This window comes from Paenibacillus tengchongensis (assembly GCF_008973665.1).
In the GTDB taxonomy this organism is placed as follows: Bacteria; Bacillota; Bacilli; order Paenibacillales; family Paenibacillaceae; genus Paenibacillus_AQ; species Paenibacillus_AQ tengchongensis.
In genome coordinates, this window is the sequence record NZ_WACP01000006.1 from 281,544 (window position 1) to 294,828 (window position 13,285).

Consider the following 13,285-nt stretch of genomic DNA (forward strand, 5'->3'; position numbering starts at 1 on the left):
TACATAACACAGCCTATCATAATCGTCACCGATTGGACAATTGATCATAACGGAGGGATGAGATGAAACAGCAATTCATGGATTCATTGGAGAGCGGATCACTGCAGGGAGTACAGAACGTGCCCAAGAGCGATCTGCACAACCATGCTGGACGAGGGGGCAGCATCCGCTACATTGAGGAGTGGGCAGGCGTGAAGGTTGAGCCGCCTCCAGCTGTGTTCGACTCGCTGGGAGGCATGGCGAATTGGTTCAATTCTCATGTCAAAAGTGTATGTCCCGGCACTCCGGGATACCTGAAACGGGTGGAGGCTTCGTTCGTGCAGGCCGGTGAAGACCGGATCTCGCTGCTGGCGCTAAGCTTTGGCATAGACGAAATTGATGCTTTGGGCGGTATGGAATCCTTCATGAAGACGATGAACGGTTTCCGCGAGCGGTACGCTACGGATACCCGCTTTCTTCCCGAGCTGGCTTTTGACCGGGCGTGTAATGCGGATGCGGTCTTCGAACGGCTGGATGAGATATTGGGGTACGGGTGGTTCCGCTCCGTAGACATATGCTGTGACGAACTCGCTGCGCCCGTTAACAAGTTCAAGCGAATCTACCGGAAAGCCAAAGCCGCAGGGCTCGTGCTGAAGGCACATGTCGGGGAGTTCGGCAGCGCTGATGATGTGATGAAAGCGGTCGAGGAGCTGGAGCTGCACGAGGTGCATCACGGTGTTGCGGCGGCGAAGTCTCCGCAGATCATGCACTGGCTGGCGGATCACCGCATCCGGCTGAACGTGTGTCCCACCAGCAATGTGATGCTGGGTGTGGCGGAGAGCTATGCCTCCCATCCCATCCGTAAGCTGTTCGATAATGGGGTGCCGGTTACGGTCAATAGCGATGATCTGCTGATCTTTAATCAGAGCGTGTCACAGGAGTATATGAATTTATATCGGTGCGGCCTGATGACTGCCGAGGAGCTTAACCGGGTCCGGGAAACCGGGTTACTGGTTCAGGATTAGCTGACGGAAGCTATTCAAGGGCCGCTGAACTCTCTGGTGTATAGAAGCGGACTAACTTAAACCTGCTTCTTGCCTCTGGATCTAAGGTACTGGAAAAGAAGGTATGCATAACATCCTCGAAAGTGAGCTGCGAATCGCGCGCCAGCACAATAACCCCGTTCAGGCGGGATGGATTACCGAACTGCCCTTCCAGGCTCAACAGATATGGAAGGGCTCTTTGGTCTGCCGCTCCGCAGAGCTATCAAATAGGTAGTACTGTTCATCCTGGAAGAACACATCCTGGAAGTATGGCCCTTCAAGCACACTCTCCTGGTAATAGACCAGACGTACAGCGGCATTGCTGCCCTCAGCCGCCCTATCGGCGAACGCGTCCCAGGCTTCCCCATTGGCAGTTATTAAATTCGATTGAATTCTAATTAGATATATGTATAATTAGTTTTGTAAGTTCATGTACTGTACACAAGAAGGGAGAATTAGGATGGGCACTAAATTGGACAATTTTCTGGACCATGAGCGCAAAATCCGCAGTTGGCCCGCCAAGCGCAGCAACCAGAAGCTGGTGATCGAATATCTGGGTTCAAAGTTCAACAATGAAGTGGAGTATAGCGAGGCGGAAGTCAATGAGATCATCAAGCAGAATCATACGTACAACGATCATTGTTATCTGAGGCGGGAGCTCGTGGATTATCATGTCCTCGAACGGACCGGCGACGGGCGCGTGTACTGGAAGCCCCGGCAGGAAGCGGAGAGCGAGTGAATGTAAGCATTAGAAGCGGCAGGAGAAACGATGGCGTTTCCCCTGCCCTTTTTTTGAAGCGGAAGTATTCGATCTTGTTTGGCTTTAATGGGCTGCACTCATATATTTCCGAACAGCTCATCAAGCTGCCGGTGATGACGGGAAAGCCACAGCATTTCTTCGGCAAATCTGGCCGGTGACGCACTGTGCCGGTCCATCTCCCTGTTAATCCACCATTCGCTCTCCATATACCAGAGCATCCGCAATGACTCTGCCAGCTTACCCTTGGCGAAGCTCTGTTCCTTCCGGTAGCCTTCAAGGCAAGCCTTGACCTTGTCAGTCTGGAAGCCGGTTTCCTGAAGCGAGCATGAGATCACCGCCCGGGCAAGGTCCAGCTCGGGATAATCGTAGCGCAGCCGGTCAAAGTCCAAAATGGCCGAGAGCCCGTCCTCCTCGAACAGTATATTGTCCACCCACAGGTCCCGGTGTGCGAGCCCTTTAGCCACATTACCCAGTACCGTCAGATCAAACGCCTCTGTAGCCTTTAGCTGCAGCTCCATGATTTCTGCAAGCCAAGCCTTGCCGTCCGCCTCCGCTTCCTTGCAGGCATTCTTCCAATAAATCACTCTGGCTTCTTTGCCGGGTGGCAAGAATTGCGGCTCCTTGTAAGGCAGCGGAGCGTTATCGTTCAGCAGCCGGTGCATTCTCCCCGTCTGACAGCCTAATGCATACATTTGGCTCTCCTTGGCCGTGCCGGGCCGCACCGTATATCCCGGGCAGTACTCCATTACGACGAAGAGCTGTCCGCTCTCTGTAACTTGCATAATCTCACCATTATGCGTCAGAAGACGGGGACATGCCACTCCTTCTGCCTGTAATTGCTGGTGGAATTGCAGCGCGTCGCGCAAATCCTCCAGACTGTATTTCTTCAGCCGCCCGGCGTTATACTGCTTCAGCAAATACACCCCGGAGCTCGTTTCGAGCTTCCATTTCAGATTCAGCCATCCGCGTTTGATCTGCACGGCTTTCTGGACGTCCAGTCCAAAATAATGTTTACAGCTGCTTTCGAGTTCCTGGTACAAAACATCCGGATCATCTTCCACTATAGGCTTCATATGACGATTCTCCTCTGCTCCATTTCACCTGCTTGATGTCTTCACTATACTAAGAACGATGAATTAGAACAATCAAGTATGGGTGACTGTCCCGTAAGCCATGAAATGGTTGTCTGGGACAGTTCCTTTATTTAACTATGACCTTGAGCGCGCCAAATTGCAGCTATGGACCATCTAACTTGCCAGTAAGAACAGGTGATGGCAGCGCATAACGTCCTTTGATTTGGCACTCAACATAAAGTATAAACAATCGAAAACAGACTCAACGGATTACACGAATTTCTGACAAGACACTTGTCGTAGGCGCAGACATTTCTAAAGAAACCCACATAGCCCGTGCCGTCGACTTTCGGGGGATTGAACTGGGAAAGGACTGTGTGTTCTCCAATACCCGTACCGGACTGGAGCAACTGGTTCAGTGGATGAAGGAGCTACAGCAGGAGCATGCCAAGAGTGACGTCCTCTTCGGTATTGAGCCTACCGGACACTGCTGATTCACTCTAGCGGAGTATTTGAGAAAACAAGGCATCCCTGTGGTCATTGTCAATCCGCATCATGTACACAAAAGCAAAGAACTGGAAGACAACTAACCAACGAAAAACGACTATAAAAATGCAAAAGTCATTGCCGATTTAGTGCGTAACGGGAAGTACAAGAGACAGGTATGGATATCCAAAGTGCGATCACAGCATGTAACTTTGGGTTGGGGAAAACTCCCCCACTCTCTATTCCCGCCACCGTCTCTTCAGGTGAATAATGTAATCCTTACATGACTATTCCAACTCTCGAAATGTCAATGAATGAAAACCTGAGAACGAGTGAGCAAACAAGAGGAAATATTAATTTATAGTGGGAGGGTTTGAGTGGCTAAAAGAGTTTCAATATAGATTTTTGATACAGAAAACATAATGCAGTTTTGATCTCCGGCGAAGTTGTAGGCACATGGACTTTCGTTAAGCGTGGCTTAAATTATGGATTGTCATTAGTGTTCGAGAAGTAGTAAATAAAATCCGCATTTTACAAGCGAAATGAATAATGTAAAGAAAAGAGTTTACAGGCGCAAATTTATTCGCGTAATTTATATTCTCGCCATGCGTTTTCATAGTCTTGGTTTTTTATGAAATAGCGGTCTTCGAAGGCAGTGCTTTTATAGATTTTAAGACCAAGCTGAATTCCATCTTCACTGTCAGTTATGGTTCCCGTATCAATTAGAGTGGTCTCATCCATACTGTCGTAAGTAGTTGTGTAATAGTATTTATTCCCATCTATTGTTAGCCAAGTCACCGGATCGCTATTGGACGAATTATTGGTACTGGTTACTTTGTCATTTGAACATCCAATTAAAAGCAAGCAAACAGATAAAATAAAAATAAGCTTTTTCATTGTATTAAGCCTCCAGAAATTTTTAAAAGCGCCACTAAACTAAGTTTGTGGCGCTCATGAAGATTAGTTTATGCTAGTCCCATACCAACCTACCCTTACGGCAAGCTGGTTATAGTGGTCTGTATCCCAAGATGATGTACTATAAATAGTTCCATAATTCATGATGCATAAAGGCGACGGCCCCTGAATATCGTGTTGAAGCGAATAAAGATGAGAAATCTCATGTTGCAAAGAGTGCCAATCGGAGTAAGTGTCATTCTGATCCCAGTTTACAGCATAGCTTCCGTACATAGGATTGCTGGTTATATCTTGGGCTTTACCGGCTAATTGAATACCATAATTATCAATGAAATCAGTTTCTGCTGTAAAACCAATTACAAAGTCATAACTATTTGAAGAATATGTAGACATCAAATTATTAAGAGTTTGATAGGCATTGCTGCCACTAGAGGTCCAATAGCGATAGTCTGTAACCGTTAAATCTATACCAAAATCTCTGTTAAAAGCATCGTCTGCTGCCTCAACTATACTTTCAGTTAATGACATCCAATTGCTGTGTTTTGCGCGGTACTCCTCATCAACAGCAACTAAAACTTTGCATAGTCTACCCGAAGCGGCACGAGATTGTATATTATTTTCCTCGGCATCTGAAATATTTTTTTCAATAATGTGCGTACCGACAATGTTACCGTTTTCATCATATACCGAAGCAATCGAAGATCTTTCAACATTTGGTGTGTAATTTTCATGCGATGTTCTAAATCTGTATGCCTCCTGAAATAGGTAATTATGTAACAATTTAAAATTACCATTACTTTAAAGTCGCGTATATACAAAAACTTAATATCAAGTATAGGGAATTATTAAATTTATGGAAAACACATAAATGTGCAAGAGAGATATATGCGTGTTCCTTTAATCAAAATACAAGGAGTATGAAAGGGAGAATATCAAGGAGGAAGAGTTGACCTCTTGAGAGGCAGAACGAAGGAATGAAAGGGCAAAGACCCCGCGTGACATGGGAGGGTAAAGCCGTCAAGAGACAGGTGTGGATATCCAAAGTGCGATCAAAGCATGTAACTTGGGGTTGGGGACAACTCCCCCACTCTCTATTCCCGCCACCGTCTCTTCAGGTGAATAATGTAATCCTTACATGACTATTCCAACTCTCGAAATGTCAATGAATGAAAACCTGAGAACGAGTGAGCAAACAAGAGGAAATATTAATTTATAGTGGGAGAGTTATAGCGCTTGTATCCTGAATTTTGATTGGTCAAGGTACTAGTCTGGTAAAAACCACCGTACAGGTGAAACCTACATTTAGAATGATCAGCCGGATTGGGCTGTTTGTCGGCTTGTTCACGTCACGGGAAAAGGACGTAGATGTATATCATCCTTAGATTTGGCTTGGTCAAGGTACTAGGATAAACGTTATCGCTAGGTGGACGCACCGCAACGGTCGATTATTCCAACCGCTGCGGCTTGCCGACGCCAGCATCTGGACTTGATGTCATTTGACTGGGATCAAGACATTATAATCCAGCCGGCCGCTTCTTCACCGGTATCCAGATTTCACTTCTGTAGTCCGGCAACGAGGTGTCCTTGCTCTCGTTCCACAGAATTTCCGGACCTTCTGCCAGTTCATATCCGGAGGTAGGAAACCACTCGGCATAGATCCGGCCCCACACATTTTGCAGCGTGTCCGGGAACGGCCCCACGGCCTCGAATACTGCCCAGGTAGACGCTGCAACCTCAAGCTGCTCGAACTCCGGCGGACAGTCCCGGGTCGTAGCCACACCGATATAATGGTCCAGCTCCCCCTTCTCCTCCATCCGCCCTTCCGAGAAATTCACCGAAGCGCTGAGCAGCCCCTGCGGTGTCGTATCGGACAATCCCTTAAGCGCGGCGATACGCTCCGGATTCAGACTTTGCCACATGGCGGCAATTCCGGGATTAACCCCTTCAAAAACAATCGGCACTCTTTTGTACAAGCCGACAATGCGGAATGCTTCCTTCTCTTCCAACCGGTACTTCATTTCTCCGCCTCCTCTGATCGTCAATTGAAAGCTCATGCGGGGAAAGGCCTTCAGCGGCTGGCCCGCCGCCCTTGCTTCCGAGGGCGTTACGCCATGGAAGTGTTGAAATGCTTTGGCGAACGCATCCGGCGAGCGGTATCCGTATTTCACAGCGATATCAATAATCCGCAGAGCCGTGCCCTGCAGGTCGAACGCGGCCAGTGTAAGCCGCCGGGCCCGGATATACTCGGAGAGCGGAACACCCGCCAGAAACGAGAACATCCGCTTGAAATGATACTCCGAGCATAAAGCCCTTCGGGCCACCTCCTGATAATCGATCTCCCCGTCCAACTGTTCCTCTACGTAATCCAGAGCATCATTCATACAGGTCAACGGATTCACCGCAGCCACTCCTTTCCTCACATTCAATCTATCAGACTGGGGCCCTTCGGGTCCGACATTCAGTGCACGAAATTGACGGATACCGGAATCCGCATACGTTTTGTTATATCTTGAACTTTAACACAAGTTGTATATTTTACCCATTGGGCAACAGTTTCCAAGGAGGTATAGCTTTTGACCCCTTATCAAATGATGCTTATAGCCAACGAATTAATGATAAAAGGCGTACCTGTTTCAACTAACGAGCAAGCACGCATCGCCGGGACACTCTGGCAAGGCTTAAGCGGTGAGCAAACGGTTAACACCTTCCGGCAATCCCTGAAGACGGCCTTCCATACCGGTTCCGCCAAAAAAATGATGTCCCCCCGCTATTTCGTCCCACCTGTCTTGAACAAAAAAATGCGAACGTTGACCTGGGTCACGCCGCGGACACACCTCTTCTCTGCAAATGCCTACGAGCTTGAAATTATGCGCCTGCTTGCGCTTATGGATGCTGACAGTGTGCGTCTGCAATCCATGATTAATACAACCGCAGACCGGCTCGATGGCCATGCTTCGGCCGGTTCTGCGCCGAAGGGGAATGCTATGAGACCTCGCTTGTAGCCCTGCGCTTCATTGCTTCGGTGTTCCCCGACGATCTGCAGCGGATTCAGCCTCTCCTGGATGGAGCAGTCCGTCATCTGGCGGATCATCCAAGGCATTCCGGGACGGTTTTTTATTTCAGGCTGCTCCTCTCGGAGCTGCCGCCAGTGACAGCTCTGCCGGTTATTGCCGCCATGAGGGAGCCGCTTCTTCAGCAGCTCCGCAGAAGCTACGTCGCCAACAGCAGCGATGACGTATATGTTAACACCTTGGCCAAATATATCCTGCGTAATTGTCTGGTCCGGCTCCCGGAATATGCATATCTTCAGAACACAGCGCCTTACCTCAGCACCAAAGACGGCCGTATTCATTTCGATATATAAATGCCCGGTGAAATCGTCTATTTACAAAAAATGATGAATGGAGTATTTTAACATTAAGTAATCATTAAACATTACTTGTTTCAGCTTAATATTCAGTTCGAATTATGATCGGAGGAGCTATGGAAATACCGATTAAAGAAATGCTGCTGAACAATATTTCCTTTGCCTATAACGAGGCTATGGAAATGATCATCGCTATGGGCATGATTGCCTGCGAGGAGCAGATGGAGGCTATAGCCGAGGATTACAAAATAACGCTGGACCCGCAGGCGAGCGCTTATCACGCCCAGGCCAGAGCCAGTCTGTCGCCGCATGCGTACAGAGAATTGCTGTTTTTCTTCGGCTATAACTTTTTGCATAAGGCCATGGACAATGCGTTCTATTACTACATTTGCAGGCATCAAGCTCCGCTGTCCGTTGAAAGCTGGATTGACCTTCTCGCCGAAGAGCCTGCCGAGCGAGCAGTAGCGGAAATGGTCTGGGGCGTGTACTATGACAAATTTGACGAGCTGCTGGACGGCAACGATTGGGAAGCGGTCAAAGGCGACCTGAACAAACTGAGTCTGCTCGTCGCCAAAGTACAGCCGCATACCGAGGTGGCAGGGGCGCAAGCGCCGCTGCTGGAATGTCTCGCTTATCCGGAAGAAACCAAAGGACGGTATCTGCAGCTGCTGCGCGTGTTCTATAAGGATGCCTTTTCACATTGGAAGGAGCCGCTCCGGCAGACATCCGAAGCAGCCGTTAACCATTACCGTAAGCTCTTCCTGGCCAACCCTGAGCGGTTCATCCGCGAAATTAACAAGAATGAGCCGACGCTGTATGAGTTTCCTACCACTTTTCATATCAGCTTTATGTCCCAGGTCAATAATCACTTTTTAAAAGCCTATACGGAAGACGGGCCGGTCGGCTGGGTCTTGTTCGGCATTCACAATGAGCGCATCTACGGTCCGGTTGCCGAGCGGGAGAAGACGGAGCTGTTCCTGAAGACCTTCTCGGATAAACGGCGGCTCGATTTCCTGTTGCTCCTGCGCAGCCGGCCGCATTACGGACAGGAGATTGCAGCTGCGCTCGGCATTACGCCGGCCGCCGTCAATTATCACGCCAACTTCCTGTTCTTCCTTGATCTTATCGAGCTCAAACGCCAGGATCACCGCCTGTACTATCATCTTCACACCGGGAGACTGCGGGAGCTGCTGGCATTGACAGCCAAGGTGATGCTGGAAGAGCAAGAAGAATACCTGTAAAGCACATATTCATTCTATGGGGAGGCCTTTGCTTGAAAAAGTCCTTGCATAACCGTGCTGACGCCGCAATGAACCAAGCTGCCGGACCGCACATCTTCCGCCGCCTGCTGAAGCTGGCTAAGCCTTACTGGGGCTGGTATGTACTGCTGTGCCTCCTTTCACTCGTCAACTCGGTTACCCAAGTCGGGCTGGCGGAGCTGCTGCGGCGTATTATTAATGCTGCCACCAAGCAGGAGATGTCCCTGTTCAGCTCCATTACCGTCCTGGCGTTTGTGATCCTGATCGCGGATGCCACGGCCAGCTTTCTTAGGATGTATATAACGGGAGCTCTCGACGCCAAATCCACCTCCAGACTCCAGGTATCCATGCTCGGGAAGCTGATGAAAGTGAGTTTCAAAAACTTGGACCGCTATCATTCCGCTGACCTGATCAGCCGCATCAACGACTCTGCAGCCGCCGCCCAGCACGGCATCAACCAGAAGACCATCGAAATGTTCGGCTATGTCATGCAGGTTGCCTTACTGATTATGTATCTGCTATCCCTCCAGCCCGCACTCACCGCCGGCACGCTGGTGATCTGCCTGCTTGTACCGCTGGTTATGCTTCCTTTCAGCTCCCGTATGCGCTCCCTGTATAAGGAGCGCCAGCAGATTGAAGCGGATCAGCAGATGTTCGTTCAGGACACGGTGCAGGGTGCCGAGGTTGTACGCGCGTTCTCGCTCGCCCCCAAGCTTCAGCGGCAGTATTCGGAGCGTGTTCAGCAGTATCTCCGGGTGCATAAGCGTCTTACCCGACTGGAGGCCATCGGTTATAATTTGCCGTTCACGGTGGTTCTCGGCGGCCTGCTGTTTGTCCTCTCCTACGGCGGATACCTTGTCATCGGGGGGAGCCTTGATGTGGGTGCTGTCGCGGCCTTCCTGATCTGCTTTGAGCAAATTTCCGGCCCCCTCTCGAAGCTGTCCAATCTGTGGACGGAGCTGCAGACCTCGCTCGCCCAGGGCAGCCGGATGTTCGAGCTGCTTGATCTGGAGGAAGAACCTGCGGCCAGCGAAGAGTCAAGAAATGCACAGACCTCCGCCACTCCAAATGAAACTGAGACTGAATACACACGGGGGTATATCCAATTGAAGAGCGTGGGCTTCGGTTATAGCGGGGAGCAAGTGCTGAAGAATATTTCGCTTGCAATCCATCCGGGCAAAGTAACCGCCTTCGCCGGGCCAAGCGGCAGCGGGAAGAGCACGCTGTTGCAGCTTCTGCTCAGGGTCTATCCACCCGATGAGGGCGTGATCCGCTGCGGCGGGCAGGACTTTGCCGCCATACCGCTGCCGGAATGGCGCCGCCAGCTTGCCTATGTCTCGCAGGAGCCTTATCTGTTCTCCGGCACGCTCTACGATAATATTGCCTGGGGCAATCCCTCCGCCGGCCGGGAGGAAGTCATGGAAGCGGCGCAGAATGCCGGTATTCATGATTTTATTATGAGCACTACCCGGCAGTATGAGACCGTCATCGGCGAACGGGGGATTACGCTCTCCGGCGGCGAACGGCAGCGGCTGTCGATGGCCAGGGCCTTTGTCCGCCAGCCGAAGCTGCTGCTCCTAGATGAGCCTACGGCAGCACTCGACAGCTATAATGAAAAGATTGTCCAGCAGGCGCTGCGGAAGCTGATGCACGGACGGACCACGGTGGTTATCGCCCATAGATTGTCGACGATTCAGGACGCAGATATGATTTATTATGTCGGCCAAGGCACGATCACCGAAGCCGGTACCCATCAGGAATTAATCGCCCGCCAAGGCCATTATTATTCAATGGTTGAGAGTATGACTAAGCTGCAGCCTGCAGAGGAACTCCGGGAGGAAGCACTATGAAAGAGAGCACGCACTTAAAGCACGGTTTATGGCCCATGTTCCGGCGGCTGCTGCCTTATTCGAAGCCGTATAAGCTCGGGCTCGGCGCCGCTGTGCTGACACTGGCCGCCAAGCTGGTGTTCGATGTCGGATTCGCGGCCATCCAGCAGGTCTTTATTGATACGATCAACAGCAGCAGCATGGATTCTCTCACCCGGCTGACCGCTGTCGCTGCGGCTGCATGCACCATCATTATTGTCTGCCTGATGCTCCAGCACTTCTTCCGGTTCATGACCCAGGGGCAAATGTCCTGGGATTTCCGGGCCAGGCTGTTCGCCAGCACGAATAGCCTGCCCTTCCCGCAGCTGCAAGCCATGCACTCCGGGGATTTAACCTCCCGTAATACCAAAGATGCGGGAATGGCTATGGGCCTCTTGAGCGGGGTCATTTATGATCTCGGTTACAATTTGCTGCTCTGCCTCGTCTCCTTCATTTATTTGGCGAGAATGGATGTATGGATTGCTTTGCTCGCGCTCGGATCAGGTCCGGTAGTCTTTCTCTGCGGCCGTTTCTTTGACCGCAGGCTGCGCCGGTTGTCCACGGACATCTACACCAAGGAAGGAGAACTGCGGGGGATTCTGCAGGAGACGCTGCAGGGCATGAAGGTGGTACGTTCCTTCTCGCTTGAAGAGAAGCTGCTGCAGAAGTATGAGTCGGAACGGATGAAGCTGGCCAAGATGCAGCAGCACAGAACGCTGCTGAACGGCCTGCTGTGGCAATCCTCCGCTTTAGTCAACAACCTGGTCATGATTGTCTGCGCCATGCTGATTGCCTGGTCCGCAGTGCACGGCGGCACCTCCGCCGGCGGAGTCCTGGCCTTTATCATACTGATGGGCAGAGTCCAGTGGCCGTTTGTGTATATGTCGCAGACCTGGGGCGGAATACAGGAAGCGCTGGGCGCCGGGGACCGCGTCTTCGCCGTTATGGATCTGCCGGGCAAAGGGAAGCCGGAGAAGGCTTCATCATCTGAAGCCTCTCTCTCCGCCGGCTCTGCCGCAGCAGTGAACCCGCCGGGGCAGGAATATGCTTTGAGCATTAAGGATCTTTACTTCAGCTATGCTGCCGGCCAGGAAGAGGCGGAACCGCTGTTCTCGGGAATTCAGCTGAGTATCCGCCCTGGCGAGACGGTTGCCGTCGTCGGCCCGAGCGGTGCGGGCAAGACGACGCTGGTCCGGCTGTGCTGCGGACTATACGAGCCGGCAGCCGGGCTGATCTCGGTCTATGGCCATCCGGTTCAGCACGAGCTGGAGAAAGCCCGGTCACTGATTACGTACGTGCCGCAGACGCCTTATTTATTCTCGGGGACGATCCGTGATAATATTGCCTTCGGCGTCGATTCGGCAGACGACGGGCAGATTCACGAGGCGGTCCGCCTGGCCGGAGCCCAGGAGTTCATCCATAAGCTTCCGCAGGGACTGGATACGGTGATCGGGGAGCATGGCTCCACCTTATCCGGCGGACAGCGGCAGCGCCTGGCCATCGCCCGCGCGTTCCTGCGGGGCGCCCCTCTGCTGCTGCTCGATGAAGCGACCTCCGCGCTGGACAACGAATCTGAGCGTATAGTTCAGCAATCGCTGGATCTGCTGATGCAGAACCGGACGACGCTGGTCATCGCCCATCGCCTCTCCACGGTGCGCAGTGCCTCCCGGATTGTCGTTATCGACCAGGGACGCATAGTCGAGGAAGGCAGCCACACCGAGCTGCTGGAGCGCGGCGGGTTATATACGAAGCTCTACCAGATCCAGTTCCGCCCAGAGGAGCAAGAAGACCGGGGCTCAGCAGAACTTGCGCCCGCCACGACCCTGCTGTAGAATCCATGGCTGGAGTAGGAGTCTCACAGATTGCATACATTCGAATAGCATACATTCTGCACCCTTACTGCTCCGGCGTTCACCCGGAGCCTGCCGGTCAAGACACTTCAACCTCCATGCTTTCCAATATCTTGATGAATTCCTGCTTCGTCTCGAGCGCCTTATTATGACGGGTAAAATTCAGGATGTAAACCTTCGCATCCTTGACCGTCACGATAGCGTAATACTGGTCATGCGTTCCCGTCCTCCCGGAGGCGGCACTGCCGTTGTCCGCATCCAGCGTAATCAGCCGGCAGTCTCCAATGGGAAGCTTCACCTGTTCTTCAGCGGTCATTGAGCTGTGGTTGGGCTTGACCCGGCTGTAATCGTAGGTTTCTGAATACTCATCGGACAATATCTCCCCGAATACCTCTCCGTCCGCATTCTGGATCAGGTAATAATGGTCCGTTTCCCGCGCGAGCTGCAGATCTGGCGGAAGCTTCAGCTTCATGTCAGGTAAAGCATACCGCTGGTCAACGGAGGCTGCAGCCTCCGTCTCATGGGCCTGAGCCTTCATCTGATCTGCCCGGGTGCAGCCGGCCAGCGGGATAGCGAGCATCAGAATAAGTATGTATATGGCTTTGTTCATATGCAACGGTAATGGCCTCCATTCATCCGGTTAGAAGCTGGCCTCCCCATTGTACTACGCCGCGTTCCGTATTTA

At 51.6% G+C, this 13,285-nt stretch carries 12 protein-coding genes and 1 pseudogene; 8 read left to right on the forward strand and 5 right to left on the reverse strand.

The features are described 5' to 3' along the window. The first annotated feature begins 62 nt into the window (after positions 1-62). Together F1381_RS12790 and F1381_RS12795 are read left to right on the forward strand one after the other, a co-directional pair. Positions 63-1,004, forward strand: a complete 942-nt coding sequence (locus tag F1381_RS12790) for an amidohydrolase family protein (RefSeq protein WP_151735243.1) — start codon at positions 63-65, stop codon at positions 1,002-1,004. Between the two features lie 478 nt (positions 1,005-1,482). Further along, positions 1,483-1,761 carry a DUF2087 domain-containing protein gene (locus tag F1381_RS12795; protein WP_187355321.1) on the forward strand — a complete coding sequence of 93 codons (279 nt, stop codon included), beginning with the start codon at positions 1,483-1,485 and terminating at the stop codon, positions 1,759-1,761. Between the two features lie 98 nt (positions 1,762-1,859). On the opposite strand, the gene F1381_RS12800 is transcribed toward F1381_RS12795, so the two are convergent. Beyond that, positions 1,860-2,855 (reverse strand): phosphotransferase enzyme family protein, encoded by a 996-nt coding sequence (locus tag F1381_RS12800; RefSeq protein WP_151735245.1) that lies wholly within the window; start codon positions 2,853-2,855, stop codon positions 1,860-1,862. A 235-nt stretch (positions 2,856-3,090) separates the two neighbouring features. Between F1381_RS12800 and F1381_RS29270 the strand changes: the two are divergent. After that, positions 3,091-3,508: pseudogene (locus F1381_RS29270) on the forward strand (IS110 family transposase); the annotation flags it as partial. Positions 3,509-3,920: 412 nt separating this feature from the next. Here F1381_RS29270 and F1381_RS12810 read toward each other — a convergent pair. From F1381_RS12810 to F1381_RS12820, 3 genes are all read right to left on the reverse strand, one after another. Then, entirely contained in the window at positions 3,921-4,238 is a 318-nt protein-coding gene (locus F1381_RS12810) for a putative periplasmic lipoprotein (protein WP_151735246.1), read from the reverse strand. A 63-nt stretch (positions 4,239-4,301) separates the two neighbouring features. Continuing rightward, complete coding sequence (locus tag F1381_RS12815) at positions 4,302-5,036, reverse strand: M12 family metallo-peptidase (protein ID WP_151735247.1); 735 nt, start codon at positions 5,034-5,036, stop codon at positions 4,302-4,304. A gap of 734 nt (positions 5,037-5,770) precedes the next feature. Further along, entirely contained in the window at positions 5,771-6,655 is an 885-nt protein-coding gene (locus F1381_RS12820) for an AraC family transcriptional regulator (RefSeq protein WP_151735248.1), read from the reverse strand. Positions 6,656-6,829: 174 nt separating this feature from the next. Here F1381_RS12820 and F1381_RS12825 point away from each other — a divergent pair, with 174 nt between their 5' ends. The 5 genes from F1381_RS12825 (at position 6,830) to F1381_RS12845 (ending at position 12,582) form a co-directional block, all read left to right on the forward strand. Beyond that, on the forward strand, positions 6,830-7,258 hold the full coding sequence (locus F1381_RS12825; protein WP_151735249.1) for a hypothetical protein: 429 nt from the start codon (positions 6,830-6,832) through the stop codon (positions 7,256-7,258). Positions 7,259-7,278: 20 nt separating this feature from the next. Beyond that, the gene (locus F1381_RS28255) at positions 7,279-7,620 is read left to right on the forward strand and encodes a hypothetical protein (RefSeq protein WP_187355322.1); all 342 of its coding nucleotides are present in this window, start codon (positions 7,279-7,281) and stop codon (positions 7,618-7,620) included. 119 nt (positions 7,621-7,739) lie between these two features. Then, a complete protein-coding gene (locus F1381_RS12835; protein WP_151735251.1) occupies positions 7,740-8,864 on the forward strand; it encodes a helix-turn-helix domain-containing protein in 1,125 nt (374 codons plus the stop codon). Between the two features lie 32 nt (positions 8,865-8,896). Further along, a complete protein-coding gene (locus tag F1381_RS12840) occupies positions 8,897-10,732 on the forward strand; it encodes an ABC transporter ATP-binding protein (protein ID WP_151735252.1) in 1,836 nt (611 codons plus the stop codon). Beyond that, positions 10,729-12,582: an ABC transporter ATP-binding protein gene (locus F1381_RS12845; RefSeq protein ID WP_151735253.1), complete on the forward strand. Its 1,854-nt coding sequence runs from the start codon at positions 10,729-10,731 to the stop codon at positions 12,580-12,582. The genes F1381_RS12840 and F1381_RS12845 overlap by 4 nt, the downstream gene beginning before the upstream one ends. Before the next feature lie 97 nt (positions 12,583-12,679). Here the strand turns inward: F1381_RS12845 and F1381_RS12850 are convergent, their stop codons facing one another. Further along, entirely contained in the window at positions 12,680-13,216 is a 537-nt protein-coding gene (locus F1381_RS12850) for a hypothetical protein (RefSeq protein ID WP_151735254.1), read from the reverse strand. Between the last annotated feature and the right edge of the window lie 69 nt (positions 13,217-13,285).

Bases quoted from the DNA above. Each gene is read 5' to 3' on its own strand.
- F1381_RS12835 (WP_151735251.1), top strand. From the start codon at position 7,740: ATGGAAATACCGATTAAAGAAATGCTGCTGAACAATATTTCCTTTGCC.
- F1381_RS12795 (WP_187355321.1), top strand. From the start codon at position 1,483: ATGGGCACTAAATTGGACAATTTTCTGGACCATGAGCGCAAAATCCGC.
- F1381_RS12810 (WP_151735246.1), bottom strand. From the start codon at position 4,238: ATGAAAAAGCTTATTTTTATTTTATCTGTTTGCTTGCTTTTAATTGGA.
- F1381_RS12845 (WP_151735253.1), top strand. From the start codon at position 10,729: ATGAAAGAGAGCACGCACTTAAAGCACGGTTTATGGCCCATGTTCCGG.
- F1381_RS12790 (WP_151735243.1), top strand. From the start codon at position 63: ATGAAACAGCAATTCATGGATTCATTGGAGAGCGGATCACTGCAGGGA.
- F1381_RS12800 (WP_151735245.1), bottom strand. From the start codon at position 2,855: ATGAAGCCTATAGTGGAAGATGATCCGGATGTTTTGTACCAGGAACTC.